The organism is Actinomadura decatromicini (assembly GCF_008121305.1).
Lineage (GTDB): Bacteria > Actinomycetota > Actinomycetes > Streptosporangiales > Streptosporangiaceae > Spirillospora > Spirillospora syzygii.
Window position 1 is genome coordinate 300,092 of the sequence record NZ_VSRQ01000003.1, and the last position, 26,243, is coordinate 326,334.

Annotated in this window: 25 protein-coding genes; 6 read left to right on the forward strand and 19 right to left on the reverse strand. The window is 74.6% G+C overall.

Translation table 11 applies throughout. The features are described from left to right. Positions 1-301: 301 nt before the first annotated feature. The 3 genes from FXF68_RS15205 to FXF68_RS15215 all read left to right on the forward strand — a co-directional run bounded on the left by FXF68_RS15205 (position 302) and on the right by FXF68_RS15215 (position 4,532). A complete protein-coding gene (locus tag FXF68_RS15205) occupies positions 302-1,087 on the forward strand; it encodes an enoyl-CoA hydratase-related protein (RefSeq protein WP_148759646.1) in 786 nt (261 codons plus the stop codon). 89 nt (positions 1,088-1,176) lie between these two features. Next, positions 1,177-1,941, forward strand: a complete 765-nt coding sequence (locus FXF68_RS15210) for an ABC transporter ATP-binding protein (RefSeq protein ID WP_148759648.1) — start codon at positions 1,177-1,179, stop codon at positions 1,939-1,941. A gap of 5 nt (positions 1,942-1,946) precedes the next feature. Beyond that, positions 1,947-4,532: an FtsX-like permease family protein gene (locus FXF68_RS15215; protein WP_148759650.1), complete on the forward strand. Its 2,586-nt coding sequence runs from the start codon at positions 1,947-1,949 to the stop codon at positions 4,530-4,532. Positions 4,533-4,648: 116 nt separating this feature from the next. On the opposite strand, the gene FXF68_RS15220 is transcribed toward FXF68_RS15215, so the two are convergent. The 3 genes from FXF68_RS15220 to FXF68_RS15230 are packed head-to-tail and all read right to left on the reverse strand — an operon-like array spanning position 4,649 to position 6,148. Then, complete coding sequence (locus FXF68_RS15220; RefSeq protein ID WP_148759652.1) at positions 4,649-5,227, reverse strand: DNA-3-methyladenine glycosylase I; 579 nt, start codon at positions 5,225-5,227, stop codon at positions 4,649-4,651. Positions 5,228-5,237: 10 nt separating this feature from the next. Continuing rightward, a complete protein-coding gene (locus tag FXF68_RS15225) occupies positions 5,238-5,696 on the reverse strand; it encodes an SRPBCC family protein (RefSeq protein WP_148759654.1) in 459 nt (152 codons plus the stop codon). Next, positions 5,693-6,148 (reverse strand): hypothetical protein, encoded by a 456-nt coding sequence (locus tag FXF68_RS15230; RefSeq protein ID WP_148759656.1) that lies wholly within the window; start codon positions 6,146-6,148, stop codon positions 5,693-5,695. Before FXF68_RS15230 ends, FXF68_RS15225 begins: the two co-directional genes overlap by 4 nt. A gap of 72 nt (positions 6,149-6,220) precedes the next feature. Here FXF68_RS15230 and FXF68_RS15235 point away from each other — a divergent pair, with 72 nt between their 5' ends. Continuing rightward, complete coding sequence (locus FXF68_RS15235) at positions 6,221-6,538, forward strand: hypothetical protein (RefSeq protein WP_148759658.1); 318 nt, start codon at positions 6,221-6,223, stop codon at positions 6,536-6,538. An 88-nt stretch (positions 6,539-6,626) separates the two neighbouring features. Here FXF68_RS15235 and FXF68_RS15240 read toward each other — a convergent pair whose 3' ends face one another. The 6 genes from FXF68_RS15240 to FXF68_RS15265 form a co-directional block, all read right to left on the reverse strand. Further along, positions 6,627-7,970 (reverse strand): alkaline phosphatase PhoX, encoded by a 1,344-nt coding sequence (locus tag FXF68_RS15240; RefSeq protein WP_148759660.1) that lies wholly within the window; start codon positions 7,968-7,970, stop codon positions 6,627-6,629. Between the two features lie 173 nt (positions 7,971-8,143). Beyond that, entirely contained in the window at positions 8,144-9,994 is a 1,851-nt protein-coding gene (gene iolD, locus FXF68_RS15245; RefSeq protein ID WP_148759662.1) for a 3D-(3,5/4)-trihydroxycyclohexane-1,2-dione acylhydrolase (decyclizing), read from the reverse strand. Next, positions 9,991-10,854 (reverse strand): 5-deoxy-glucuronate isomerase, encoded by an 864-nt coding sequence (gene iolB, locus FXF68_RS15250; RefSeq protein ID WP_246178709.1) that lies wholly within the window; start codon positions 10,852-10,854, stop codon positions 9,991-9,993. The genes iolD and iolB overlap by 4 nt, the downstream gene beginning before the upstream one ends. Before the next feature lie 73 nt (positions 10,855-10,927). Then, on the reverse strand, positions 10,928-11,860 hold the full coding sequence (locus FXF68_RS15255) for a Cgl0159 family (beta/alpha)8-fold protein (protein ID WP_148759665.1): 933 nt from the start codon (positions 11,858-11,860) through the stop codon (positions 10,928-10,930). Next, on the reverse strand, positions 11,857-12,822 hold the full coding sequence (iolC, locus tag FXF68_RS15260) for a 5-dehydro-2-deoxygluconokinase (protein ID WP_148759667.1): 966 nt from the start codon (positions 12,820-12,822) through the stop codon (positions 11,857-11,859). The genes FXF68_RS15255 and iolC overlap by 4 nt, the downstream gene beginning before the upstream one ends. Beyond that, positions 12,819-13,736 carry a TIM barrel protein gene (locus FXF68_RS15265; RefSeq protein ID WP_148759669.1) on the reverse strand — a complete coding sequence of 306 codons (918 nt, stop codon included), beginning with the start codon at positions 13,734-13,736 and terminating at the stop codon, positions 12,819-12,821. Before FXF68_RS15265 ends, iolC begins: the two co-directional genes overlap by 4 nt. Positions 13,737-13,849: 113 nt before the next feature. Between FXF68_RS15265 and FXF68_RS15270 the strand changes: the two genes are divergently transcribed. Next, a complete protein-coding gene (locus FXF68_RS15270; RefSeq protein WP_246178710.1) occupies positions 13,850-14,572 on the forward strand; it encodes a GntR family transcriptional regulator in 723 nt (240 codons plus the stop codon). Positions 14,573-14,584: 12 nt separating this feature from the next. Here the strand turns inward: FXF68_RS15270 and FXF68_RS15275 are convergent, their stop codons facing one another. The 10 genes from FXF68_RS15275 to FXF68_RS15320 all read right to left on the reverse strand — a co-directional run bounded on the left by FXF68_RS15275 (position 14,585) and on the right by FXF68_RS15320 (position 25,244). Next, positions 14,585-15,403, reverse strand: coding sequence for an HAD hydrolase family protein (locus tag FXF68_RS15275; RefSeq protein WP_148759673.1), 819 nt, complete (start codon positions 15,401-15,403; stop codon positions 14,585-14,587). Beyond that, positions 15,400-16,239 carry an inositol monophosphatase family protein gene (locus tag FXF68_RS15280; protein WP_148759675.1) on the reverse strand — a complete coding sequence of 280 codons (840 nt, stop codon included), beginning with the start codon at positions 16,237-16,239 and terminating at the stop codon, positions 15,400-15,402. The genes FXF68_RS15275 and FXF68_RS15280 overlap by 4 nt, the downstream gene beginning before the upstream one ends. A gap of 29 nt (positions 16,240-16,268) precedes the next feature. After that, the gene (locus FXF68_RS15285; RefSeq protein WP_067891116.1) at positions 16,269-16,871 is read right to left on the reverse strand and encodes an LOG family protein; all 603 of its coding nucleotides are present in this window, start codon (positions 16,869-16,871) and stop codon (positions 16,269-16,271) included. Positions 16,872-16,936: 65 nt separating this feature from the next. Beyond that, complete coding sequence (locus FXF68_RS15290; protein WP_148759677.1) at positions 16,937-18,538, reverse strand: ABC transporter permease; 1,602 nt, start codon at positions 18,536-18,538, stop codon at positions 16,937-16,939. Continuing rightward, positions 18,535-19,443: an ABC transporter ATP-binding protein gene (locus FXF68_RS15295; protein WP_246178711.1), complete on the reverse strand. Its 909-nt coding sequence runs from the start codon at positions 19,441-19,443 to the stop codon at positions 18,535-18,537. The genes FXF68_RS15290 and FXF68_RS15295 overlap by 4 nt, the downstream gene beginning before the upstream one ends. A 2-nt stretch (positions 19,444-19,445) precedes the next feature. Beyond that, entirely contained in the window at positions 19,446-20,108 is a 663-nt protein-coding gene (locus FXF68_RS15300; RefSeq protein ID WP_148759681.1) for a TetR/AcrR family transcriptional regulator, read from the reverse strand. 88 nt (positions 20,109-20,196) lie between these two features. Beyond that, the gene (locus FXF68_RS15305; RefSeq protein ID WP_246178712.1) at positions 20,197-21,258 is read right to left on the reverse strand and encodes a S1C family serine protease; all 1,062 of its coding nucleotides are present in this window, start codon (positions 21,256-21,258) and stop codon (positions 20,197-20,199) included. Between the two features lie 68 nt (positions 21,259-21,326). After that, the gene (locus tag FXF68_RS15310) at positions 21,327-21,992 is read right to left on the reverse strand and encodes a response regulator (RefSeq protein WP_148759683.1); all 666 of its coding nucleotides are present in this window, start codon (positions 21,990-21,992) and stop codon (positions 21,327-21,329) included. After that, positions 21,989-24,517 (reverse strand): sensor histidine kinase, encoded by a 2,529-nt coding sequence (locus FXF68_RS15315; protein ID WP_148759685.1) that lies wholly within the window; start codon positions 24,515-24,517, stop codon positions 21,989-21,991. Before FXF68_RS15315 ends, FXF68_RS15310 begins: the two co-directional genes overlap by 4 nt. A 139-nt stretch (positions 24,518-24,656) precedes the next feature. Beyond that, a complete protein-coding gene (locus FXF68_RS15320) occupies positions 24,657-25,244 on the reverse strand; it encodes a TetR/AcrR family transcriptional regulator (RefSeq protein WP_222869953.1) in 588 nt (195 codons plus the stop codon). Between the two features lie 83 nt (positions 25,245-25,327). Here FXF68_RS15320 and FXF68_RS15325 point away from each other — a divergent pair, with 83 nt between their 5' ends. Continuing rightward, positions 25,328-26,227 (forward strand): NAD(P)-dependent oxidoreductase, encoded by a 900-nt coding sequence (locus FXF68_RS15325; RefSeq protein WP_148759687.1) that lies wholly within the window; start codon positions 25,328-25,330, stop codon positions 26,225-26,227. Positions 26,228-26,243: the final 16 nt, after the last annotated feature.

Here is a 26,243-nt window from a genome sequence, read left to right on the forward strand (position 1 = left end):
ACATCCCCTTCCTGGGTAGGGCCGCGGCCTCGCACACCGTTGGCCGCGTGGCCGCGTGTCGCATCCGCGTCATCAGTAGTGGTCCATTATCTCGTCTTCCGGGCGCGAAGTGGTAACGATCAGCCTCCAGATCAGAAGTCCGGGGCGTTCACAGGGCCCGCGGACACGTGTTTCGGCGCCTTCCCACGGGCCTTTCGGGACATCGCCGCGCCCCGTCCCCAGGGCCCCGCCTCCGGGTTCGGCGGCGGCCGCCTGGGAAGATCTCCAGAGGATCCGGGACGACGCGTGAAGGTGGCCGACGATGGCTGAGACCGTGCTGTACGACGTGACCGACGGCGTGGGGACGATCACCCTGAACCGGCCCGACGGGATGAACTCGCTGACGGCCGAGATGAAGGAGCTGCTGCGCGCGACCGTGGTGCGCGCCGCGGCCGACCCGGCCGCCCGCGCGGTGGTCCTCACCGGCGCGGGCCGGGCCTTCTGCGCCGGGCAGGACCTGCGCGAGCACGCCGCGAACCTCGCCGCCGGGAAGGGGCTGGACGACACCGTCCGCAGGCACTACAACCCGATCGTGCTGGCGCTCGCCGGGATGCGGAAGCCGGTCGTCGCGGCCGTGAACGGGGTGGCGGCGGGCGCGGGCGCGTCCCTGGCGTGGGCGTGCGACCTGGTCGTGGCGTCGGACAAGGCGCGGTTCGCGACCGCGTTCACCGGGATCGGCCTCGCCCCTGACTCGGGCATGTCGTGGACGCTGCAGCGCCTCGTCGGCCGCGCGAAGGCCGCCGAGCTGCTCCTGCTGGGCGAGCCGCTGACGGCGCCGGAGGCGCTGGAGCTCGGGCTCGCGAACCGGGTCGTCCCGGCGGACGAGCTGGCCCCGGCGGCGGTGGAGCTGGCGCGGCGGCTCGCGGCCGGTCCGACGGCCGCCTACGGCGCGGTCAAGGCGGCGCTCGACTTCGCCGCGACGCACGACCTGGCGGCCGCGCTGGAGCGGGAGGCCGAGCTGCAGGACGAGTGCGAGAAGACCAGCGACCACCACAACGCCACCGACGCCTTCCTGAACAAGGCGAAGCCGGTCTTCGAGGGCCGCTAGCCCCACGCCCCCCGGTGGGGCCTTCCCCACCAGCGGATGGGGAGCGTGCGCCAGTGTGGAGCGGGGTGCCGGGCGGTTGGCTGGAGGGCATGACACAGACGACCGCCGCACCCCCTGCCGGGCACGTCCACGACCTCGTGGCCGCCGCTCGCGACGTGGTCAAGTCGTACGGGACGGGCGACGGCGCGGTGACCGCGCTGCGCGGCGTCTCGGCGGCGTTCCCGAGGGGCCGGTTCACCGCGATCATGGGGCCGTCGGGCTCCGGCAAGTCGACGTTCCTGCACTGCATGGCCGGGTTGGACACGGTGTCCTCCGGCTCGGTGTTCATCGGCGACGTCGACATCACCGAGCTGTCGAGGACGCGGCTGACGAAGCTGCGCCGCGACCGGCTCGGGTTCGTGTTCCAGTCGTTCAACCTGCTGCCGATGCTGACGGCGGAGGAGAACATCCGCCTCACCGGACGGCTCGGCAACCGCCGCGCCGACCGCCGCTGGTTCGACGAGATCGTCGACTCGCTCGGGCTGCGCGGGCGGCTGGACCACCGGCCGAGCGAGCTGTCCGGCGGGCAGCAGCAGCGGGTCGCGGTCGCGCGGGCCCTGCTGACGCGCCCCGAGGTGCTGTTCGCGGACGAGCCGACCGGCAACCTCGACTCCCGCTCGGGCGCCGAGGTGCTCGGGTTCCTGCGCGGCGCGGTGGACGCCTACCGGCAGACGGTGATCATGGTGACGCACGACCCGGTGGCCGCCGCGCACGCCGACCGGGTGCTGTTCCTCGCCGACGGGATGGTCGTCCGGGAGCTGCTCGCGCCGACCATCGACCAGGTCCACGCCGCCATGCGGCGGATGGAGGGCTGAGCGGCATGTGGCTCATCGCGCGCCGCTCGTTCGCCGAGGGCTGGGTCCGGCTGCTCGCCACGCTGCTGGCGGCGCTGTTCTCGATCGGCCTGATGGCGGGCTCGCTGCAGTTCACGCTGCGGGCGCAGGAGGCGGTGTCGGGCAGCGACGCCAGCGAGTACTCCCGGTCGGACGTGCTCGTCCTCGGCGGGACGTCCGACCCGGGCGACGTCTACGCGACGCCGGACGGCCGGGTCCGGCTGGCCGACGTCGCCGGGCGTCCGGGCGTCGCGGGGACGGCCGGGGACGCCATGGTGCCGGTCACCGCGTCCGGGAAGGGCGGGAAGGCGATCACGCCTCCGGCCGGGGCCGGGACGACCCTGCGCCCCTGGCCGGCCGACACCCGCCTCAACCCGTACCACCTGGAGTCGGGACGCGCGCCCGCGGCGGACGGCGAGGTCGTCGTCACGCGGCACGTCGCCCGCGCCGGGAAGCTCAGCGTCGGCGACCCCGTCCAGGTGACGCTGCCGAAGCAGGGCCGGACGTGGAAGGTCGTCGGCGTCGCCACCGTGCAGGACCGCAGCGCGGTCGCGAGCGGGGACCTGCTGCTCGCGCCGCCGGAGACCGTCCGGCAGGCCGCCGGCCTGCCCGCCGGGACGTGGCAGGGCGTGTGGGTGAAGGCCGCGCCCGGCGTCGCGCCCGCGAAGCTGCGCGCCGACCTGGACCGCGACCTGCGCGGCAAGGACGTCACCGTGCGGACGGCGGCCGCCGTGCGGCACGCCCAGTCCGCCGACCTGGCGTCCGCGGGGGCGTCGCTGGGCGGCGTGATCGGGATGCTCTCGTCCGTGGCGGTGTTCGTCGGGCTGTTCGTCGTGGCGAACACGTTCGGGACGCTCGTCCGGCAGCGGACCCGGCGGCTCGCCCTGCTCAGCGCGATCGGCGCGACGCCGCGGCAGATCAAGCGGTTGATCCGGCTGGAGGCGCTGGCGCTCGGCCTGGTCGCGTCCGCGGGCGGGGTGCTCGCCGGGTACCCGGTGGCGGCGCTGCTCACGAAGCTGTTCGCGCAGGACGGCTTCGACATCAGCGCGGCCGACGTCCAGTTCGGCTGGATCGCGCTCGCCGCGCCCGCCGCCGCCGGCGTCCTCGTCACCCAGCTCGCCGCGTGGCGGGCGGCCCGCCGCGCCGCGCGGATCTCGCCGATGCAGGCGCTGCGCGCCGCGAGCGCCGACACGCCGGGACGCCGCTGGTCCCGGCTGCTCGGCGCGTTCTCGGTGTTCGCGTGCGCCTGGATGTTCTTCGGGGCGATCTTCGCGATCCGGTCCGAGGAGCCGCCGGGCCCGGAGCGCACCGTCGGCACGTCGATGCTGGTGCTGATGGGGTGCATGACGACGGTGGCGGCGCTCGCCGTCCTCGCCCCTTTCTTCGTCGGCCCGCTCGGCGGCCTCGTCGGGCGGATCGGCACGGCGGTCAGCGGCGAGGCCGGGCGGCTCGCCCGCGCCACGATCACCCGCAGCCCGCGCCGGGTGTCGTCGGCGGCGTCGTCCCTGATGCTCGGCGTCGCGCTGGTCTCCACGACCGCGCTCATGGTCCTGTCGGTGAACGACCGGTTCGAGGAGGCCGGGACGCAGGTCCTGCGGGCCGACCACGCGATCGCCGCGACCGGGATGACCTCGTCCGGACCGGCGCCGCTGCCCCGCGACACGGCGGACAAGGCCGCCGCCGCGCCCGGCGTGTCGCACGCGATGGCGCTCACGACCACGGAGACGAGGCTCGTCGACCCGCCGCCGAAGCCGCTGCCGGACGAGGAGCCGGAGCCGTACTACCTGATGGTGACGGGGGCCGACCCGGCGGCGCTGCCGTCCGTGCTCGACCTCGGCGGGAACCTGCGCCCGCTGCGGCCCGGCGAGATCGGGCTCGCCTCGACCGTCATGAAGGCGCAGAAGATCAAAAAGGGACAGCGGATCGTGGTGCGCGGCGCGCGGGGACGGGTCGCGCTGACCGTCGCGGGCGCCTACCACGACCCGTCGCACCTGTTCGCCGACCAGGCGCTGGTGTCGTCCGCCACCATGGACGGCCTCGACCCAGGCGCGGCCACGCAGGCGGTCCTCGTGCGCGGCGGGACGAAGGCGGACCTGGCCCGCGCGGTCGCGGGCGTCCCCGGCGTGGAGGTGCTCGACCGGTCCGGGTACGTGAAGACGGCCGCGAGCGGGATGACGAAGGGCCTCCGCGTCATCTACGGCTTCATCGGGATGGCGCTCGTCCTCGCCCTGTTCGGGATGGCGACGACCGTGTCGATGAGCGTTGGCGAGCGGACCCGCGAGTTCGGCCTGCTCGGCGCGGTCGGCGCGACGGTGACGCAGATCCGGTCGATCGTCCGGTGGGAGGCGGCGACGGTCGTGCTGCTCGGCGTCCTGCTCGGGTTCGGCTCGGCGCTCGGGACCGTCCTGGTGATGCACCTCGCGACGGGCAGCTCGTTCTTCTCGGTCGCGCCGCCGTGGTGGCTGGTCGCGCTGGTCACGGCAGGCGCGGCGGCGGTCACGCTGGCGACGTCCGCGCTGCCCGCCCGGCGCGCCGCCGGGATCCCCGTCCTCGAAGCGGCCAAGGCCGAGTGACCCGGCCGCCCGAGCGCCCGGCCTGGCGAGTGACCGGCCTGGCCGAGCGCCCGGGCCGGGCAAGACCCGGCCGGGCGCGAGGTCAGAGGCCGCGCGAAGTCAGAGGCCGCGCAGGGTCAGGGGCGGTAGGCGCCGTGGCGGTGGCAGCCGGTCAGGTGGTCGTCGACGAGGCCGCACGCCTGCATGAGGGCGTAGGCGGTGGTGGGGCCGACGAAGCGGAACCCGTGCTTCTTCAGCTCCTTGGCCAGGGCCTTGGACGCCTCGGTGTAGGCGGGCACGTCGTCCATGTCGGTGTAGGCGGGCGAGGCGGGGTCGGCGTACCGCCAGGCGGTCTCGGCGAGGCCGCCGGGCAGGTCGAGGGCGGCGCGGGCGTTCGCGATCGTGGCGTCGATCTTGGCGCGGTTGCGGACGATGCCCGCGTCGTCCATCAGCCGCTCGACGTCGCCGGGCCCGAACGAGGCGACCTTCTCCGGGTCGAACCCGCAGAAGGCGGCGCGGAACGCCTCCCGCTTGCGCAGGATCGTCAGCCAGGACAGCCCCGACTGGAACGCCTCCAGGCACAGCTTCTCGTAGAGGCCCACGTCGTCGCGGACGGGACGGCCCCACTCGTCATCGTGGTAGGCGACGTAGTCGGGGGCGGACAGGCCCCACGGGCAGCGGGCCAGCCCGTCGTCGCCCAGGATCGCGGTGCTCATCCGTCCCGTTCTACCCCACGCCTCCGACAGAACGGGCGGCCGGCTCCTCCGCCAGGGCGGCGAGGCGGCGGAGCCCGAGCCGCATGAACGCCCGCACGGCGGGACCGGCCGCCAGCCATCCGGCGCGGCCGAGCGGCCCGAGCGGCAGGTCGACGCGCTCGGCCCACACGACGCGGCTGCCCTCCCCCTCGGGGACGACCTTGAACCACGCCTCGCCGCGCACCACGCGCCCGGTGTGCCGCACCGCGACCCGGCGGCCGGGCCGCCAGTCGGTGATCACCATGGTGTCGAGGAAGCCGACCGGGCCGACGCCGGTGAACGCCCGCAGCTCGTCCCCGACCCGGTCGCCGCCCTCGGCGCGGGTGAACGGCATCCAGTCGGCGTGCCGGGGCCAGTCGGTCAGGACGGCGAAGAGGCGGTCGGCCGGAGCCGCCGAGACCGCCTCGGCGTGGACGGCGACCGTGCTCACGACCGCTCCTCCCCCGGCCCGCCGACCTGCTCGCCGGGAGTCTCGCGAAGAGTCTCGTCCCGCGTCTCGTCGTGCGGCGCGGGCTGCGCACCGTTCGGGACGGGGTCCTCCAGGCCGTGCAGGGCGCCGATCGGCTCGGCGGCGGCGCCGCCTGTGCGGTGGCGCATGTCGTGCAGGCGGCGTTCGAGCGAGGCCACGCGGGCGTCGCGCTCGGACAGCGCGGACGCGAGCCGCCGCAGCGCCTCGTCCGTCACCTGCGGCTGGTAGCCCCAGATGGTGCGGGGCAGGCGGATCCGGACGACGTCCGGCCCGGTGACGGGACGGCCGTCCGCGCCGAGCGGCAGCGGCGGATGGTCGGGATGGGTCCCGGCCAGCTCGCCGCCCCGGCCCATCGCGAGGGCGACAACCGCCCCCAGCACGGCCAGGCCGGCCAGGACGAGAACCACGACCACGATCAGCTCCTTCTCCCCGTGTCCCCTACCCGAGGACGATTCCCGGACCCAGATCGTGCCACGCTTGGCGGCATGGGGTTGCGAGAGCGGAAGGTCGTGGCATGGAACGCGCCCGTCCCGGACGGCGTCGTGGACGCGGGAACGAGGCCCCCGGCGGGCGAGGTGGAGCGGCTCGCCGCCGCCGGCGCGGAGGTCCTCGTCACGCTGGAGACGGACGCGCCGGAGCCCGATCCGGGGCTGCTCGCCGCCGCGTCCGTCTACGCGTGGCTGGGCGCTGCGCTGTTCCGCGTGCCGGACGCGCAGGCGGACGGCGTGCGCCAGGTGCTGGACATGGTGGCGTCCATCCAGGGCGTCAGGCCCCCGGCGGTCGCCCGCCGGGGGCTGGCGTAACCGGCTGGGCTCCCGGAAGGGAGCGCCAGCGGAGTGGAGGGGAGTCCAGCCGGCTTCTCGGGGGTGTGGGGGTCGCCCCCCACAAGGATCAGCCCCGGAGGCGGTGCCAGGGCCCGGTGATCGCGAACGTGGCGCCCGGGTCGGACTGCCGGTTGGCGAACAGGATGCGGCCGTCCGGCGAGAACGTGACGCCGGTGAACTCGCTCTCGTTGAGCGCGTTGCGGGCCATCGCGAACGGCTTGTTCTTGCGCGTGGTGCCGATGAGGTACTGCTCGCCGTCGCCGTCCTCGGCGAGGATCACGCCGCCGCCGTACGGGGAGACGGTGATGTTGTCCGGGCCGTCGAAGCGGCCGCCCGGCTTGAAGATGAGCTGGAGCTCGATCTCGTTCTTGCGCGGGTCGTACGTCCAGACCTGGCCCGCGTGGTCGCCCGCCGCGCCGTCGGACTTCCTCGAGTAGCTGCACACGAAGTACGCCTTGCCGTGGCCCCACCAGGCGCCTTCGAGCTTCTGGCTGCGCGTGACCGTGTCGAACTGCTTGCGGGTGGACGTCGCCGCGGCGGACGGGTCCGGGACGGGCAGCCACTGGGCGCGCAGCCGCGTGCCGGGCTCGGTGACGACCGACAGGTCCGGCACGCCGGGAATGTTCAGCGCCTCCAGCTTCCCGCCCGCCTGGTAGGCGTGGTAGGCGCCGCGGTGGGCGCGCGGGGTGAACCGGTAGAGCAGCCCGAACGGCTTCGACGCGTCCTCGGTGAGGTAGGCGGTGAGCGTGTGCGGGTCGACGGCGACGGCCTCGTGCGCGAAGCGGCCGAGCGCGGTCAGCGGCACCGGCTTCGTCTTCTTGCCGTACGGGTCGACCTCGAAGACCCAGCCGTGGCTCTTGGTCTGGCCGGTGAAGCCCTCGGTCTCCTCGCAGGTCAGCCACGTCCCCCAGGGGGTGCGGCCGCCGGCGCAGTTGGTGGCCGTCCCGGCGAGGCTGACGTACTGCGAGACGAGGTTCCCGTCGCGGTCGACCTCCAGCGTGGTGGTGCCGCCGTTGGCGGCCGGGTCGTAGGTCAGCTCGGCGGACGCGACGGCGCGGGTGCCGTTGTTGCTCTGCTCGTGGTTGCGGACGAGCAGCGTGCTCCCGTGCCTGCCGCCGTGGCCGTGGCCGTGACCGCCCTGCACCGGGAAGGTCGCCGTCCCGTCGTGGTGCCCGGGGACGACGACGCCGTTGGAGATCGGGTCGCCCTCCACCGACAGGGTCTTGTACGAGAAGCCCTTGGGCAGGTCCAGGACGCCCTTCGGGTCGGGGATCAGCGGGCCGTAGCCGTACGCCTCTCCGGTGTCGGCGCCCGCGGAGGTCTGGAAGATTCCGTCCAGGCTTCCGGCGAGCGCGATGGACAGCGCGCCGGCCGCGCCGCCCTTGACGACTCCGCGACGGGTCACGGACATGGGCACTCCTTCACGTGAGGACATCACGCGGGAGCCTGGTCGCCGCCCCTGAACCGGCGGTGAACGAGCACCGGCGGGGCGGCAAACCCCCAGGACAATCTTGATTCAACGGACAAATGGAACCGCGATCGCGGCGTTTTCGGACGGCCCGCGCGGTCCACTCGGCGGCCCGCTCAGAGGTAGCGGCGCTGGGCCTTCCGGGCGTCGTCGTAGCGGGCGCGGGCGGCGCGGGTGTCGTCCAGCTCCGCGACCTCGGCGACGGGCACGTCCCACCACGCCTCGCTGTCCGGCGCCGGGACGAGCGGGTCGGTCTCCACGTGCACGACCGTCGTCCGGGACGAGGCGATCGCCGTCCGCAGCGCCTCGCGGAAGCTGTCGGCGTCGTCCGCGCGGAGGACGTCCGCGCCCAGGCTGGCGGCGTTGGCGGCGAGGTCGATCGGGAGGACGTCGCCGTCCAGCCCGGTGGCGGTGCGGGCCCGGTAGCGGGTGCCGAACCGCCGCGCGCCGACCGACTCCGACAGGTTCCCGATCGAGGCGTAGCCGTGGTTCTGCACCAGGACGACGACGAGCTTCACGCCCTCCGCGACGGCGGTGGCGAGCTCCTGCGCCATCATCAGGTACGAGCCGTCGCCGACCAGGACGAACACCTCGCGGTCGGGCGCGGCCATCTTCACGCCGAGCCCGCCGGCGATCTCGTAGCCCATGCAGGAGAAGCCGTACTCGACGTGGTAGCCCTTGGGATCGCGGGCGCGCCACAGTTTGTGCAGGTCGCCGGGCATGGACCCGGCGGCGCAGACGACCACGTCCCGAGGGCCGGACTCCGCGTTGACGATCCCGATGATCTCCGTCTGGGCGGGCGGGACGCCGTGGCCACGGGCGTAGGCGTCGTCCACGACGGCGTTCCAGTCGGCGGCGAGGACGCGGGCCTTGTCGCGGTGCTCGACCGGGACCTCGTAGCCGCTCAGGGCCGCGTTCAGCGCCCTGATGCCCTCGCGGGCGTCCGCGACGACGGAGACGCCGCCGAGCTTCACCGCGTCCGGACGGGCGACGTTCACGTTCACGAACTTCACGTCCGGGTCCGCGAACAGGCTGTGGGACGCGGTCGTGAAGTCGCTGTAGCGGGTGCCGATGCCGACCACGACGTCCGCGTCGCGGGCCAGCGCGTTCGCGGCCGTGGAGCCGGTCGCGCCGATGGCCCCGACGGCGCGGTCGTGGTCCCAGGGCAGCGCGCCCTTGCCCGCCTGCGTCTCCGCGACCGGGATGCCGGTGCGCTCGGCGAACGCGCGCAGCTCGTCGGTCGCCCGCGAGTAGATCACGCCGCCGCCCGCGACGATCAGCGGGCGCCGCGCCGTCTGGAGGACGGCGGCCGCCTCGTCCAGCGCGGCCGGTTCCGGGACCGGGCGCGCGATCCGCCACACGCGGGGCTCGAACAGCTCGTCCGGCCAGTCGTACGCCTCGGCCTGCACGTCCTGCGGCAGCGCCAGGGTCACCGCGCCGGTCTCGGCCGGGTCGGTCAGCACGCGCATGGCCGCCATGAGCGCGCCGGGCAGCTGCTCCGGACGGTTCACGCGGTCCCAGTACTTCGACACCGGCTTGAAGGAGTCGTTGACCGAGACGTCGTAGGAGCGGGCGTCCTCCAGCTCTTGCAGCACCGGGTTGGCGCGCCGCGTCGCGAAGACGTCGCCCGGCAGCAGCAGGACGGGCAGCCGGTTGATCGTCGCCAGCGCCGCCCCGGTGACCATGTTCGTCGCGCCGGGGCCGATGGACGTCGTGCAGGCGAACGTCTCCAGCCGGTCGTGCATGCGGGCGTATCCGGCGGCGGCGTGCACCATCGCCTGCTCGTTCCGCGCCATCAGGTACGGGAGGTCGGCGGAGCGCTCCAGCAACGCCTGCCCGAGCCCGGCGACGTTGCCGTGCCCGAAGATCCCGAAGCAGCCCGCGAAGAAGCGGCGGCGCTCGCCGTCCCGTTCGGAGTGCTGCGCCGCCAGGAACCGCACCGCGGCCTGCCCGACCGTCAACCTCATGATCGTCCCTCCGCCGACGTCAGGGGCAGCCGGGGATCGACCGGCTGCCCGTCCCAGGTGCCGCGGATCCAGGCGTGCGCGGGATCGTCGCAGATCCGCCACGCCCGCTCGGTCCCCGGCCCGGCCATCACGTTCAGGTAGTACAGGTCGTGCCCCGGCGCGGCCATCGACGGGCCGTGCCAGCCGTGCGGGATCAGGACGGCGTCGCCGCCGCGCACCTCGGCGAGCACGTCGATCGGGCGCTCCGCCGTCCCGTAGACGCGCTGGTACGCCATACCCGAGTCGCCCGCGACGTCGAAGTAGTAGATCTCCTCGAGGACCGACTCGCCCGGACGGTCCTCGTCGTGCTTGTGCGGCGGGAACGACGACCAGCAGCCGCCCGGCGTCAGCACCTCGCACGTGATCAGCTTCTCCGCGAACGGGAAGCCGTCCGGGGTGCCGAAGTTGTTCACCTGGCGGCTCGCCGCGCCCGCTCCGCGCAACTCCACCGGGACGTCCTCGGCCGGGACGTAGCGCGGTTCGAGGCGCGTCCCGCAACGGGCCCCCGCGAGCGCGAACCGTCCCCGGCCGCGCAGCCGGACCCGGGCGTCGCGCGGCACGTAGGCGAAGTCGCTGACCCGGCTGAACACGCTGTCGCGTCCCGCCAGCGCGAACCGCTCGCCGTCGCACTCGACCGTCCCCGACCCGGCGAGCGGCAGCACGATCGTCTCGAACTCGCCCGTGTCGAACTCGTGCACCCCGCCGCCGTCCGGCAGGGTGAGCACGCGCAGCGCCGAGTAGCCCCATCCGGCCGACTCCGGCGTCACGACCAGGTCGTACGTGTCATCGCCCGCGGTACCGGCGGGCAAATGCAGGTTCACAGCACCCTTCCTTTCTGGGGGGCGCCCCCCAGACCCCCCAACGGGGAGCGCCGTGATCCTCGCTTCGCTGCGGTCACAGCACCTCCACTGCGGCATCTACGGCTCCGGCGACGTCGCCGTCCGCGGGGTAGAGAAGGGAGCGGCCGACGACCAGGCCGCGGACGGTCGGCAGCCGCAGCGCGCGGCGCCAGCCCTCCAGGGTCCCGCGCGGGTCGGCGGACACCTCGCCGCCGAGCAGCAGCGCCGGGAGCGTCGACGCGGCCATCACGCGCTCCATGTCCTGGACGACCGGCACCTTCAGCCACGTCCGCGCCGACGTCGCGCCGAGCCCGGACGCGACCGACACGGCCCGGATCATCGCCTCCGGCGACAGGTCGTTGCGGACGCGCCCGTCCACGCGGCGCGAGACGAACGGTTCGACCATGGCCATGAGCCCATACCCCGCGAGCGCCGTCACGGCCCGCGCGCAGCCCTCCAGCGTCCGCGCGGTCGCCGGGTCGGAGTCGTCGACGCGGAGGAGCATCTTGCCGCCGTCCAGGCGGGACGCCGCGATCGCCCGCGCGTCGTAGGCGGTGAAGCGGTCGTCGATCTCGAACGACGTCCCGGCCAGGCCACCCCGGTTCATCGAGCCGATCACGACCTTGCCGTCCAGGACGCCCAGCAGCAGCAGATCCTCGATCACGTCCGGCGTGCCGAGCACACCGTCCACGCCGGGACGCTCCAGCGCCACGCACAGCCGGTCGAGCAGCTCGCCGCGGTCGGCCATGGCGAGCGGGTCGGACCCGGCGGCGAGCGCGCCGCGGGCCGGGTGGTCGGCGGCGACGAGCATGAGCCGCCCGGACGCGCCGAGCAGCTCGGCGCGCTTCGTGCGCCGCTCCGACGCCTCGGCGACGGCGCCCGGACGGAGCGCGCGGGTCTCGGCGAGCCGCGCGACCCGGTCCGCCTTCGTGTCGAAGGTCTTCGTTTCGGAGGTTCTCGTTTCGGGGGTTCTCGTTTCAGGGGTCACGCCGGGGTCTCCCGTTCCATCAGCGCGGTGACCTCGGCCTCGTCGGGCATGGCGTCCGCGCAGGAGAGGCGGGACGCGACGATCGCCCCGGCCGTGTTCGCGAACGCCATGATCCGCGGCAGGTCCCAGCCGGACAGCAGCCCGTGGCACAGCGCGCCGCCGAACGCGTCGCCCGCGCCGAGCCCGTTCACGACCCCGACCGGCACCGGCGGCGACTCGGCCGTCGCGCCGTCCGCCGCGACCGCGAGCACGCCCTCCGGGCCGCGCTTGACGACCGCGAGCCGCACGCCCCGGTCGAGCAGCGCCCGCGCCGCCCGCTCCGGGTCCCGCTCCCCGACCGCGACCTCGCATTCGGCGAGGTTGCCGACGGCGACCGTGGCGTGCCCGAGCGCCTCGCCCGCCCAGCGCCGCGCCTCGTCCGCCGACTCCCAGAACATGGGCCGGTAGTCGAGGTCGAGGACCGTGACGTCGGCGCCGCGGCGCAGGCCGAGGGCGGCGAGCGTCGCCGTCCTGGACGGCTCGGCGCACAGCCCGGTCATCGTCGTCCACAGCACGCGGGCCGACTCGATCGCCGGACGGTCCAGCTCCTCGGCCCGGATCTCCAGGTCGGGGGCCTTCGGGAAGCGGTAGAAGTACAGCGGGAAGTCGTCCGGCGGGAACAGCTCGCAGAACGTGACGGGCGTCGGCAGGCCGGGGACGTCCGCGACGAACCGGTCGTCCACCCCGAACTCGCCGAGCGCGCGGCGGACGAACCGTCCGAACGGGTCCGCGCCGGTCCGGGTGACGACGGCGGAGCGGCGGCCGTACCGGGCGGCGGCCACGGCGACGTTGGTCGCGCTGCCGCCCAGGAACTTGCCGAACGACTCGACCTCGTCCAGCCCCACCCCGGACTGGAGCGGGTACAGGTCGACGCCGACCCGTCCCATCGTGATGACGTCGTACACGCTGCTCCCGTCGCTCATGCCGGTATCCCGGCGAGGTAGTCGACGCAGGCTCGCACGTCGCCCGCCGGGCCCGCGCCCGGGGCGGGCTCGTGGTCGATGACGGTGTCCTGCTCCAGGACGTACCAGCCGTCGTACCCGGCGCCTTCGAGGGAGCCGATGATCGCCGCGATGTCGATGTCGCCCGCGCCGAGCGGCCGGTAGATCCCGGTCCGGACGGCGTCGGTGTACCGCACCTCGCCCCGCTGGACCTCGTCGGCGAGCGCGGCGTCGACGTCCTTGAGGTGGACGTGCGCGACGCGGCCGGTGGCGCGGGCGGCGAGCGCGACCGGGTCGACGCCGCCGATGAGCAGGTGCCCGGTGTCCAGGCAGAGCGGGACGCCGGAGCCGTCGAGGACGCGCTCGACCTCGTCCGCGCGCTCCACCATCGTCCCGACGTGCGGGTGCAGGACGGCGCGGACGCCCGCCTCGGCGGCGAGCGCGGCGATCCGGTCGAGGTTGGTGAGCAGGGCCGTCCAGCCGGCGGCGTCGAGCGCGGGACGCTCGTCGTAGCCGTCCAGGCCGTGGACGGCCGCCAGCACGAGCGTCAGCCCCGGATTGGAGCGTTCCACACTTCCACCGCTTCCCGCACCTTCCGCACCTTCCGCGCCGAACCCGGACAGGACGCGCCGCACCTCCGGCAGCGGGTCGCGCTCCGGGTCGTGCAGCACGACCGGCGCGAAGCCGCCCACCGGGCGGAGCCCGTGCGCGGCCAGCAGCGCGGCGCGCTCGGCGGCGCCCGCCGGGAGGAAGCCGTCGGGGCCGAACTCGGTGGCGGCGAGGCCGAGGTCGCGCATCTCCGCGAGCACCCGTCCCGGCTCCATCTGGTGCCCCCAGCCGGGCACCTCGCACACCCCCCACGAGATCGGGGCGGCCGCGACGCGATCTCTGATCATCTGCTCACTCCCCAGGCGGCTTTGTCATGACATTAGGAGGTAATAAGTTAAGCACACGGACGGCGGTACGATCGTCCCGGACGAGAGGAGGCCGCCGCGTGTACCGACCCCGGGTGGCCGTTGACCGGACCAGCCCCGTGCCGCTGTACTACCAGCTCGCCCAGCAGTTGGAGGCGGCGATCCGGGCGGGCGAGCTGACCCCCGGCACCCGGCTGGAGAACGAGGTCGAGCTCGCGGACCGCTGCGGGCTGTCCCGCCCCACGGTACGGCAGGCGATCCAGCATCTCGTGGACCGCGGGCTCCTCGTCCGCAAGCGCGGCGTCGGCACGCAGGTGGTGCAGTCGGAGATCCGCCGCCCGATCGAGCTGACGAGCCTGCACGACGACCTGCTGGCGGCCGGGCGGGAGCCGCGCACGTCCGTCCTCGAACTCGGCCCGACGACGGCCGACGAGCGGGTCGCGAAGGAGCTCGGCGTCCCGGCGGGCACCGAGGTGACCCGGATCCGGCGGCTCCGCCGCACCGGCGACGAGCCGCTCGCGCTGCTCACCAACTACCTGCCGCGCGACCTGATCGCGCTGACCGCGGACGACCTCACCGAGCACGGCCTCTACGAGCTGCTCCGCGGCACGGGCGTCAACCTGCGCATCGCGAACCAGACGATCGGGGCGCGCGGCGCGACGGCCGCCGAGGCGCGGCTGCTGGACGAGCGGCGCGGCGTCCCGCTGCTGACCATGACCCGCACCGCCTACGACGACAAGGGCGCCGCGATCGAGTACGGCACGCACGTCTACCGCGCGAGCCGCTACTCGTTCGCGCTCACCCTCGTCGAACGCTGACGGCCCCCGGCGTCAGGGCAGGACGCGGGCGACGAGGTCGGCGACGCCGCCGTCCGCGCACGTCCCGACCACGACGTCGGCGGCGGCCCGGACCGCCTCCGCCGCGTCGCCGACCGCCGCGCCGAGCCCGGCCGCGCGGATCATGTCCAGGTCGTTGGGGTTGTCGCCGATCGCGGCGACCCGCTCCAGCGGCACGCCGCGCGCGGCGGCCAGCTCCCGCAGCGCCGCGCCCTTGGACGAGCCCTCCGGGAGGACCTCCAGGTAGTTGGCCTCGGAGCGGACGAGCGTGACGCCGGAGACCGTCCGGGTCACGGCGCGTTCGGCCGCGTCCATCAGTTCGGGACCGTCGCAGATCAGCATGACCTTGATGACGTCGGCGGGCGGCAGCTCGTCCCAGGAGGCGACGGGCCGCAGGCCGAGGCCGTCGCGGCGGGCGTAGTCGCGCAGCGCGGGCGCCGCGGCCACGTCCGCCGGGCGGGCGTGGGCCCGGCCGCCGCTGAACGGGACGGGCCAGACGCCGCCGGGCAGGTCGCCGAACCCGTCCGCGAGCTTCGTCCACGCCGCCGCGCCCAGCGTGCGCCGGTGCAGGACGTCCCCGGTGCCGAGGTCCACGACGCGGGCGCCGTTGTAGAGGATCGCCGGGGTGCCGGGGTCGAGCGCCCGGTAGTACGGCAGCGCGGACTCCTCGCCGCGCCCGGTCGCGATCACGACCGTGCCGCCCGCGTCCATGAAGCGGCGCAGCGCGGCGCGGCTCGGCTCCACGATCGTCCCGTCGCGCTCGACGAGCGTGCCGTCGAGGTCGGTGACGATCCAGTCGGCGGCGCGGGTCACCTGCCCGCGCCCATCGCGGTCAGCCCCGCGACCTCGGTCATCACCGACCCGGCGAGGTCGAACCCGGCGACGCAGGCGAGGTAGCCGGGGGCGTCCCAGTCGGGGTCGCCGTCCCGCCCGCCGAGCGGCAGGTAGGTGCCGCCCGCCTGCCGGACGAGCAGGAGCGCGGCGGCGACGTCCCAGGCGTTGATGGACGGGTCGAACGCCACGTCCGTCCACCCGGCGGCGACGTGGGCGAGGGTGAGCGCGGCGCTGCCCGGCCTGCGGAGGGTGGCGAACGCGTCCACCATCCGGCCGAAGCGGGCGAGCGTCTCGTCGCGGTCGCCGCCGCGCAGGTCGGCCGCGCTGGGGTAGGACGACGCGGCGACGGCGGTCGCGTCGCTCGCCGCGCCCCGGCTCCGGATCGGCTCGCCGTTGCAGGTCGCGCCGTCCAGGGACGCGGTGAACATGTCGTCGCGCACCGGGTCGTAGACGACTCCGGCGACGAGTTCGCCGTCCGCGACGGCGGCGATCGACACGCAGAAGAACGGCAGCCCGACGGCGAAGTTGGCGGTCCCGTCGATCGGGTCGACGTACCAGCGGACGTGGGAGTCCGCGCCGCCGCGCGCGCCGCCCTCCTCGCCGACGACGACGCTGCCGGGCGTGTGCTCGGCGAGCACCGCGCGGATGGTCTCCTCCGCCGCCCGGTCGTGCTCGGTGACCGGGTCGTGGAAGTCGCGCTTCACGTCGACCTCCGGACGGGACCGGAACGCGGTCCGCAGCGGGCCGCCCGCGGTGCGGGCGGCGAGTTCGGCGATCCCGGCGAGCTCCCGCGAGGCGGGCACGTCGGCGCTCATTCGTCTCCTTCGGTCACGGCGGGTCCGGGTCAGAGTTCCGCTTCGGCGTAGTCGCCCGGGGAGAACTCGATCCTCGGCTGGGACCGCTCCAGCAGGTCGAACGCCTCCGGAACGGACGATGTCCAGCCGATGGCGTCCCAGATCTTCGGGCGGGCGAAGTGCTGCTCGGTGAGGCCGCGCATCAGCTCGCGGAGCGGGTCGTACACACCGGTCGGGTCGAGGATCACGATGGGCTTCTCGTGCATGGCGAGGACGCGGGCCGTCCACACCTCGAACAGCTCCTCCAGCGTGCCGATGCCGCCGGGGAGGATGAGGAACGCGTCGCTGCGGCGGTCCATCTCGCCCTTGCGGGCGCGCATGTCGGGCGTGACGATCAGCTCGTCGTTGTCCTCGTCGGAGATCTCGACGGCGACGAGGCCCTCGGGGATCACGCCGACGGTGCGGGCGCCGCCCGCCCGCGCGGCGCGGGCGACGGCGCCCATGCACGACACCTGGGCGCCGCCGCTGACCAGGCTGTGCCCCCGGCGGGCCAGCTCGGCCCCGGCCTCGGCGGCGAGGTCGACGTGGCGGCGGTCGATCGTCCCGCTGGAGGAGCAGAAGACGCAGACGGCGAGGGGTTTCGAAGCGCTCACCGGGCCGATTCTACGGCCCGGTGAGCGCGCCCTCCGAGGTCAGTGCCCGGCGTCGGTGCCCGGCGTCAGTGCCCGGCCAGGTCGCGGCGGCGCAGGCCGACCAGGCCCACCGCGGACAGCGCGGCGGCGATCGCGGTGAGCCACGCGAGCGGCGCGATCGCGAAGTCCTGCCCGAGCTTCGGGACGTGCGTGAACGGTGACACGTCCAGCGCCCACCGGCTGAGGTCGAGGCCCGCCCCGAACATCGTGATCAGCGTGAAGACCGCGACCGCCGCCCAGGCCGCGGGCGCGAGCCGCGGGACGGCCCCGAACAGCGCGACCGCGATCGCCCCGGCCAGCCACACGGCGGGCAGCTGCGCCATCGCGGCGCCGAGCACGCGCGGGAGCTGCCCGCCGACGTCGCCGCTGTTCAGGCCGTGCGTGAGCCCGGCGGCGGCGCCCGCCACGGCGAGCGCGGCGGCGGGCCCGAGGACCGCGAAGACCAGGTGTCCGGACGCCCATCTGAGCCGTCCGGTCGCGGTGGCGAGCAGCGGCTCGGCGCGCTGCGCCGCCTCCTCCGTCCGCAGCCGGAGCGCGGCCGTCACCGAGTAGGCGGCGACGATCAGCCCGACGATGCTCAGCACGGACGCGAAGTAGGCGTCGGTGATGGCGGACTGGCCGCCGAGCCGGGTGAAGATCTCCTTGAGGTCGGGGTTGTCCCTGACCATGTCCTCGACGCCCTCGGCGAGGGCGCCGAAGATGACGCCCAGCGCGAGGAACCCCGCGAGCCACCCGTACAGCGCGCGGCTCTGCAACCGCCAGCCGAGCCCGAACGCCCCGGACAGCCGGGCGGGGGCCTCGGCCGGGCCGAGCCGGGGCGGCAGGATGCCCGCGCCCACGTCCCGGCGCGCCGAGAGCGTCCCGGCCGCCGCGACCAGGACGGCGATCAGGGCCGCGAGCAGGGCGAACGTCCACCAGCGCTCGCCGCCGTAGGCGCGTGCCCGGTTGGTCCAGCCGAACGGCGAGAGCCAGCCGAGCCAGGACAGGGAGTTGCCCGCGCCGCCGACGTCGGCGGCCATCCGCACCGCGAACGCGCCGCCGAGCACGGCGATCGCCGCGCCTCGCGCCGCGCCCGCGCTCTCCCCGAGCTGCGCGGTGACGCCCGCGACCGCCGCGAACACGCAGCCGCCCGCCGCGAGCTGGAGGCCGAACGCGAGCGACCCGGCGAACGGGAGGCCCTGGGCGGTCGTCCCGGCGGTGAGCAGCGCGGCGAGGACGAGGTTCGCCGCCATCGTCACGATCAGCGCGGCGGCGAGCCCGGCGCCGCGCCCGGTCACGGTGGCGCCGAGCAGCTCGCGGCGTCCGGCCTCCTCCTCGGCCCGCGTGTGCCGGACGACCGTCAGCGCGCTGATCAGCCCGACCACGACCGGGATGAACCCGGAGCGCTGCGCGACGATGCCGCCGAGATCGGCGCTGAACAGCCGCCCGTAGAGGGCGAGGAAGGTGGGGTTCGTGCCGGTCGTCCGCGCGTAGTGGAGCCGGTCGGCGGCGTCGGGGTAGAGCTTGTCGGTCGCCGCGACGAAGTTGACCGGGATCAGCGCGATCACGACGACCCAGCCGGGAAGCAGGAACCGGTCGCGCCGCAGGATCAGCCTGATGAGCCCGCCCGTCCCGACGAGCCCGCTCATTTCGCGGCCTCCTGCAACTCGTCCTTGTAATGCCGCAGGAACAGTTCTTCCAGCGTGGGCGGACGGCTCGTCAGGCTCCGCACGCCTACCTCGGTGAGCTGCCGCAGGACGTCGTCGAGCCGCGGGTTGTCCACCTCGAAGGTGATCGTCGTGCCGTCGATCCGGACGTCGTGCGCGCCGGGCAGCGGCAGCCCGTCCGGCGGTCCGGCGAGCTCCGCGCGGATCGAGGTGCGGCTGAGGTGGCGCAGGTCGTCCAGGGTGCCGGTCTCCACCGTGGCGCCGTTCCGGATGATCGTCACCCGGTCGCACAGCGCCTCGACCTCGGACAGGATGTGGCTCGACAGCAGCACCGTCCGGCCCGCCTCGCGCTCCTCCCGGACGCACTCCTGGAAGACCTCCTCCATCAGCGGGTCGAGGCCGGAGGTCGGCTCGTCCAGCATGAGCAGCTCGGCGTCGGACGCCAGCGCGGCGATCAGCCCGACCTTCTGCCGGTTGCCCTTGGAGTAGGCGCGGCCCTTCTTGCGCGGGTCCAGCTCGAAGCGGTCGAGCAGCTCGGCGCGGCGGCGCGGGTCCGTCCCGCCGCGCATCCGGCCGAGCAGGTCGATGACCTCGCCGCCGGACAGGTTCGGCCACAGCGTCACGTCGCCCGGGACGTAGGCGAGCCGCCGGTGCAGCTCGGTCGCGTCCCGCCACGGGTCGCCGCCGAGCAGCCGCGCGGTGCCCGCGTCGGCGCGGAGCAGCCCGAGCAGGATTCTGATCGTGGTCGACTTCCCGGCCCCGTTCGGCCCGAGGAAGCCGTGCACCTCCCCGGCCCGGACGGTGAGGTCCAGGCCGTCGAGCGCGCGCGTCCGGCCGAAGGTCTTGACCAGGCCGGATATCTGGACGGGGGGCGTTCTCTCGGTCACCGTCACTCCTCGGCAGGGGGCCGCCCTCCGGCGGCGCGGAGGGCTTTCAGGGCGTCGCGGGCCTGCGCCGACAGCTCCGGGGAGAGCAGCCGGTCGTCGAGGACGTCCAGCATCGCGAGCGCCATCCGCGGATAGCCGTCGCCCATCAGGACGTCGCCACCGAGGGCGCGCGACAGGTGCTCGTGCAGGACGATCAGGCCGAAGCTCATCGCGGTCATCACGGACGCGTAGGCGTGCGGGTCGTCGGTGTCCGGCGCGGCGATCCCGGGCGCGCCGCGCGCGAGGATGTCCTCGCTGTAGGCGACGGCGTCGTCGAACAGGGTGCGCGCCGCCGGGGAGTCGTCGGCGAGCACCCGGGCCAGGTACCGCTGGACGGGCAGCGCCGTCCGCATGGCGATGGCGAGGAACCCGGAGTCGCCCATCCCGCCCGCGAGCGCCTCCTCCTTCGTCTCGCGGATGACCTGGATGACGTACTCGTCGCAGGCGTGCCGCAGCGCCTCCTTCGTCCCGTAGTGGTGCTGGACGAGCGCGGGCGACACCCCGGCGGCCTTCGCGATCCCGCGGATCGTCGCGCCCTTCTCGCCCAGCTCGGCGAACTGGGCGAGCGCCGCGTCGCGGATGCGGGCGCGGCCGGTCAGGTCCTCGGCGCGGTCACTCCCCGGCATCCGAGACCCCTGTACGAGCGTTCAGCAGGCTGTACACACGTACACTGTACTGACGTATAGGCACCGGCGTCCAGCGGTCCGGGAGAGGTCAGGAGCCGGGGAGCTGGCCCAGCTTGACCTGGACCTGCCGCTTCGACCCGTCCTCCTTCTGGACCTCGACCTTCACCGTGTCACCCGGCTTGAGGCCCGCGAGCACCGACGACAGCGCCGTCTGGTCGGGGGTGGCCGTCCCGTTCACCGAGAGGATCAGGTCGCCCTCCGCGATGCCCGCCTTGGCCGCGCCGCTGTTCCGCTCGACCTGCACGACGGCGACCGCCGTCCGCCGCCCGCTCTCCGGGTCGACGAGCGTCCGCACCGTCACGCCGAGCGCCGCGCGTCCGGAGTTCGACACCTTCCCGCTCTGGATCAGCTGCGGGACGATCCGCTTCACCGTGTCGCTCGGCGTCGCGAAGCCGATCCCGGCCGCCGCGCCGCCGATCGACGGGTCCGACGCGGCGGCGGTCGGCACCCCGATCACCTGCCCGGTCAGCGCGACGAGCGCGCCGCCGCTGTTGCCCGGGTTGATCGCCGCGCTGGTCTGGATGGCGTCCGCGATCGTCGACCCCTGGAACGCGCCCTCGCCCTTGGTCGAGACGGTCCGGTGCAGCGCGGAGACGATCCCGTTGGTCACGCTCCCGGACAGCCCCAGCGGGTTGCCCATCGCGAGGACGATCTGCCCGACCTCCGCCTTCCCCGACTCGCCCCACGACGCGGGCTTGAGCGTCCCGCCCTTGACCTTGACCACGGCGAGGTCGTCGGCGGCGAACGCGCCGACCGGCTGCGCGTCCAGGGTGGCGCCGCCGCTCGCCGCCGTCACCTGGATCCGCCTCGCCCCGGCCACCACGTGCGCGTTCGTGACGATGTTGCCGTTGCCGTCGAAGACGACGCCGGACCCCTCGCCCCGGTCGGTCTGGATCTTCACGACGGACGGCAGGACCGCGTCCACGACCTGCTCGTACTGCTGCTGCAACTGCGTCCCGGAGCCGCCGACCGGCGCGGACGTCCGCGCGACCGTCGACTCGGCCTCGCCGCCGTCCGAGCTGCACCCGGCGAGCGCCAGCACCCCGGCCGCCGCCACCGCCCCCGTCCTGAGCCTCGTGTTCCTGTCCACTCCCCCACCTCCAGGACGGATTCCTTCCCTCCTCACGGAGATCAGGCATGGGGGTCGGCCGGGAGGGGTCAGGGCTGGAAGCGGTAGCCCATTCCGGGCTCGGTGAGCAGGTGCCGGGGATGCGCCGGGTCCTTCTCCAGCTTCCGGCGGAGCTGCGCCATGTACTGCCGCAGGTAGTGGGTCTCGCGCTGGTAGGACGGGCCCCACACGCTGGTGAGGAGCTGCCGCTGGCTGATCAGCTTCCCCGGGTTGCGGACGAGGATCTCCAGCAGCCGCCACTCGGTCGGCGTCAGCCGGACGCCGCCGGACACCGTCTTGCCCACCAGGTCGACGACGTGCTCGCCGACGTCCGCCCGCGTGACCTCGCCCGCCACCGACACGCGCCGCGCCACCGCGCGGATGCGGGCGACCAACTCCTCGATGTCGAACGGCTTCGTCACGTAGTCGTCGGCGCCCGCCTCCAGCGCCTCCACCTTGTCCTGGCTGCCCGCCCGCCCGGACAGGACGATGATCGGGACGCGCGTCCAGCCGCGCAGCCCGTGGATGACGTCCACGCCCGGGATGTCCGGCAGCCCGAGGTCGAGGACGACGAGGTCCGGCGGCGCCGCCCCGGCCTGGCGGAGCGCGGCGGTGCCGTCGGCGGCGACGTCCACGTCGTAGCCGCGGGCGCGCAGGTTGATCCGCAGCGCCCGCAGGAGCTGCGGCTCGTCGTCCACGACCAGGACCCGGCTCATGCGGTGCGCCTGTGGACGGGCAGGGCGACGATCATCGTGAGGCCGCCGCCCGGCGTGTCCTCGGGGACCAGCTCGCCGCCCATCGCCTCGGTCAGCCCGCGGGCTAGCGCGAGGCCGAGCCCGACGCCGGTGTGGTTGTCGCGGTCGTCCAGCCGCTGGAACGGCTGGAAGATCCGCTCCCGGTCGGCGGGCCGGACGCCGGGCCCTCGGTCGGCGATCCGCAGCTCCACCCTGTCCTGGATGGCGCCCGCCGTGAGCAGGACGGGCTCACCGGGCGGGCTGTGCCGCACCGCGTTCCCGATCAGGTTGACGAGGACGCGCTCCAGCAGCGCCGGGTCGGCCGCCACCTCGGGCAGCTCGGGATCCAGCCGGACGCTCACCCGCTCCCCCTCCCCCACGTCGTCCAAGGCACGCGGGACGATCTCGTCCAGCGCGAGCGGCCGCGCCGCGATGCCGAGCACCCCGGCCTGGAGCCGGCTCATGTCGAGCAGGTTGGCGACCAGCCGGTCGAGCCGGTCGAGGGACTGGCGGGCGGTGTCGAGCAGCTCGGCGCGCTCGTCCGGCGTCCAGTCGACGGACGTCGTGCCGAGGCTGTCGACCGCCGCCTTCGCCGAGGCCAGCGGGGTGCGCAGGTCGTGGCTGACGGCGTTGAGCAGGGCGGTCCGCATCCGGTCGGCGGCCTCCAGCGGACGGGCCCGCTCCGCCTCCGCCTCCAGCCGCTGCTGCCGCAGCGCGCCCGCCGCCTGCACGGCGAACGCCTCCAGCACGCGCCGGTCCCCGGCCGGGAGGGGACGGCCCCGGATCGCGAGGGTGAGGCCGTCCCCGGCGGGGATCTCGGTGTCGCCCTCGCCGGGCGCGGTGCACGGCCGCCCGCCGACCGTCGCGACGATCCGCCAGTCGGCCGGGTCGTCGTGGCTGTCCGGCGTCGCCGGGACGGGACGCTCCAGCAGCGTGACCGACGTCAGCCCGAACGTCTCCCGCATCCGGCCGAGGAGGGTGTCGAGGGCGCGCTCCCCGCGCAGCACGTTCCCGGCGAGCGCGGACAGCAGAACCGCCTCGCCGCCGAGCTTCGCCGCCTCCCGCGACCGCCGGGCGGCGTCGTCCACCACCACGCTGACGCCGATGCCGACCAGCACGAACACCGCGAGCGCGACGAGGTTCTCCTGCTCGGCGACCGTGAACCGGTTGATCGGCGGCGTGAAGTACCAGTTGAGCAGCAGGAATCCGGCGACCGCCGTGAACAGCGCGGGCCACATCCCGCCGACCAGCGCGATCCCGACGACGGCGGCGAGGAAGAACAGGATGTCGGACGGCAGCGACAGCGTCGGACGCGCGTTCACCAGCCCGAACGTCAGCAGCGGCAGCCCGCCCGCGGCGAGCAGGAACCCGCCGAGCCGGCGGTTGAGCGACAGGCCCTGGTCGCGCACCGGACGCGCGACGCCGCGGTGCGCCTGGTCGTGCGTGACCATGTGCACGTCGATGCCGCCGGACCGGGCGGTCGTCGTCACCCCGATCCCCGGCCGCAGCAGTTGCGCGAGCCGCCCCCGCCGGGACACCCCGAGCACGAGCTGCGTCGCGTTCACCGCGCCCGCGAACTCCAGCAGGGCGCGCGGGATGTCGTCGCCGACGACCTGGTGGAACGTCCCGCCGAGGCCCTCCACGATCTCCCGCTGCCGGGCGAGGTCGCGGGGCCGCGCGCCGCGCAGCGCGTCGCCGCGGGTGACGTGCACGGCGAGCAGGTCGGCGCCCTTGGAGCGGGCGGCGATCCGGGTCGCGCGGCGCAGCAGCGTCTCGCCCTCCGGGCCGCCGGTCAGCGCGACGACGATCCGCTCCCGCGCCTCCCAGGTGCCGCCGATGCCGTGGTCGCTGCGGTACCGGTCGAGCTGGTCGTCCACCTTGCCCGCGAGCCACAGCAGGGCCAGCTCGCGCAGCGCGGTCAGGTTCCCGATGCGGAAGTAGTTTGAGAGGGCGGCGTCGACCTTCTCCGGCGTGTAGATGTTGCCGTGCGCCATCCGGCGGCGCAGCGCCTCCGGCGCCATGTCGATCAGCTCGACCTGCCCGGCGCTGCGGACCACCTCGTCCGGGACGGTCTCCCGCTGCGGCACCCCTGTGATGTTCTCCACGACGTCGTTCACCGACTCCAGATGCTGGACGTTCACCGTCGAGATGACGTCGATGCCCGCGTCCAGGATCTCCTCGACGTCCCGCCACCGCTTGGCGTGCTTGCCGCCGGGGACGTTCGTGTGCGCCAGCTCGTCCACCAGGACGACGTCGGGCGCTCGGCGCAGCACGGCCTCGACGTCCAGTTCGGTGAACTCCGCGCCGCGATGGGTCCGCGTGGCGCGCGGGAGGATCTCCAGCCCGTCGAGGAGCGCGGCGGTGCGGGCGCGGCCGTGCGTCTCGACGTAGCCGACGACGACGTCCGTGCCGCGCTCCATCCTCCGCCGCGCCTCCGACAGCATGGCGTAGGTCTTCCCCACCCCCGGCGCGGCGCCGAGGTAGATGCGGAGCTGCCCCCTCGCCATGGCGCCCATCCTCCCAGTCCGGGCGGCACCGTTCACACCTGCATAAAACACCCGTTCCGGCCGTCCCCCGCCTTTCTTGACGTGTTCCTTACGCCCGCGCACGCGATCTTCACGCCTTCCATACGCGCGGGCCCAGCGGTCATGCCTCGACGCAGGAGTCCAGGTAGGGGGCCAGTTCGCGGGCGACCGCCCGCAGCGGCCGGACGCTCCGCTCCGCCCGCGCCATCAGGATCGCGCCCTCCAGCGCGCCGATCATCAGCGTGGCGAGGGCGTCCGCGCGCCCGTCCGGGACGCCCATCCCGGCCAGTTCCCGCGCGACCGGGCGACGCCAGCTCGCGAACGCGGCGGCGGCCGCGTCCCGCGTCGAGCCGGTCGAGTCGGCGCAGTCGACCGTCGCCGCCGCGACCGGGCAGCCCTTCGCGAAGCCCGCCGTGCGGAACTCGTCCGTCCACTGGCGGACCATGGCCTCGAACAGGCGGCCCGGCGTCGGCCGCGCCATCCCCGCCATGAACGTCGCGACCCGCCTGCTCGCGTAGCGCCCGGCCCACTCGACGGCCTCGTTGACGAGCTGCTCCTTGCCGCCGGGGAAGTAGTGCTGGAGCGAGCCGCGCGGCGCCCCGGCGTGCTCGGCGACGTCGCGCAGGCCCGTCGCGGTGACCCCGTCGCGGCGGATGAGCTGCGCCGCGCTGAACACCATCCGCTCCCGCGGCCCGTACTCGTCGGACATCGATTCCCCTCTTGCGGCTTTCACCTGGGCCATTATCATGACCGTTGTCATAACCCGCAAGCCGCGACCCCCGGCCGGAGGCGATGGTGCGTTCGGATCCTGGTTCCCTCGGACTCGGTTTCATCGGACTCGGCGTCATGGGGCAGCCCATGGCCCTCAACCTCGCCCGCGCCCACCCCGGGCTCGTCGTCTGGAACCGCACGGCCGCGCGCTGCGAGCCGCTCCGCGCCGCCGGCGCGGACGTCGCGGCGAGCCCCGCCGACGTGTGCCGCCGCTCGCGCGTCGTGTTCCTCATGCTGGCGGACGGCCCCGCGCTCGACGCCGTCCTCGGGCGCGGCACGCCCGCCTTCGCCGCGAACGTCGCCGGGCGCGTGATCGTCCACATGGGGACGACGTCGCCCGGCTACTCGCGCGGTCTCGAAGCCGACGTGCGCGCCGCCGGGGGCCGCTACGCCGAGGCCCCGGTGTCCGGCTCGCGCGGCCCCGCCGAGGCGGGACGCCTGGTGGCGCTGCTCGCGGGCGACCCGGAGGCGGTGGCCGCCGTCCGCCCGCTGCTCGCCCCGATGTGCCACGAGACGTTCGAGTGCGGGACGGTCCCGAACGCCCTGCTCATGAAGCTGTCCGTCAACCTGTACCTGATCACGATGGTGACCGGGCTGGTGGAGGCGTTCCACTTCGCCGCCCGGCACGGCCTGGACGAGCGCCGCCTCAGGGACGTGCTGGACGCCGGGCCGATGGCGAGCACCGTGTCCCGCGCGAAGGCAAGCAAGCTCGCCGACCGCGACTTCGGCGTCCAGGCGTCGATCGCCAACGTGCTGGACAACAACCGCCTGGTCGCGGAGGCGGCCCGCGCGTCCGGCGTCGCCTCGCCGCTGCTGGACGTCTGCCACGCCCTCTACGGCGAGACCCTCGCGCTCGGCCACGGCGACGCCGACATGGCGGCCGTCCTGCACGCGATCGAGTCCCGCACCGACGGCGGCTGACCCCGGCCCGCCGGTC

Bases quoted from the DNA above. Each gene is read 5' to 3' on its own strand.
- FXF68_RS15205 (WP_148759646.1), top strand. From the start codon at position 302: ATGGCTGAGACCGTGCTGTACGACGTGACCGACGGCGTGGGGACGATC.
- FXF68_RS15210 (WP_148759648.1), top strand. From the start codon at position 1,177: ATGACACAGACGACCGCCGCACCCCCTGCCGGGCACGTCCACGACCTC.
- FXF68_RS15215 (WP_148759650.1), top strand. From the start codon at position 1,947: ATGTGGCTCATCGCGCGCCGCTCGTTCGCCGAGGGCTGGGTCCGGCTG.
- FXF68_RS15220 (WP_148759652.1), bottom strand. From the start codon at position 5,227: ATGAGCACCGCGATCCTGGGCGACGACGGGCTGGCCCGCTGCCCGTGG.
- FXF68_RS15235 (WP_148759658.1), top strand. From the start codon at position 6,221: ATGGGGTTGCGAGAGCGGAAGGTCGTGGCATGGAACGCGCCCGTCCCG.
- FXF68_RS15240 (WP_148759660.1), bottom strand. From the start codon at position 7,970: ATGTCCGTGACCCGTCGCGGAGTCGTCAAGGGCGGCGCGGCCGGCGCG.
- iolD (WP_148759662.1), bottom strand. From the start codon at position 9,994: ATGAGGTTGACGGTCGGGCAGGCCGCGGTGCGGTTCCTGGCGGCGCAG.
- iolC (WP_148759667.1), bottom strand. From the start codon at position 12,822: ATGAGCGACGGGAGCAGCGTGTACGACGTCATCACGATGGGACGGGTC.
- FXF68_RS15265 (WP_148759669.1), bottom strand. From the start codon at position 13,736: ATGATCAGAGATCGCGTCGCGGCCGCCCCGATCTCGTGGGGGGTGTGC.
- FXF68_RS15280 (WP_148759675.1), bottom strand. From the start codon at position 16,239: ATGAGCGCCGACGTGCCCGCCTCGCGGGAGCTCGCCGGGATCGCCGAA.
- FXF68_RS15290 (WP_148759677.1), bottom strand. From the start codon at position 18,538: ATGAGCGGGCTCGTCGGGACGGGCGGGCTCATCAGGCTGATCCTGCGG.
- FXF68_RS15300 (WP_148759681.1), bottom strand. From the start codon at position 20,108: ATGCCGGGGAGTGACCGCGCCGAGGACCTGACCGGCCGCGCCCGCATC.
- FXF68_RS15310 (WP_148759683.1), bottom strand. From the start codon at position 21,992: ATGAGCCGGGTCCTGGTCGTGGACGACGAGCCGCAGCTCCTGCGGGCG.
- FXF68_RS15315 (WP_148759685.1), bottom strand. From the start codon at position 24,517: ATGGCGAGGGGGCAGCTCCGCATCTACCTCGGCGCCGCGCCGGGGGTG.
- FXF68_RS15320 (WP_222869953.1), bottom strand. From the start codon at position 25,244: ATGTCCGACGAGTACGGGCCGCGGGAGCGGATGGTGTTCAGCGCGGCG.
- FXF68_RS15325 (WP_148759687.1), top strand. From the start codon at position 25,328: ATGGTGCGTTCGGATCCTGGTTCCCTCGGACTCGGTTTCATCGGACTC.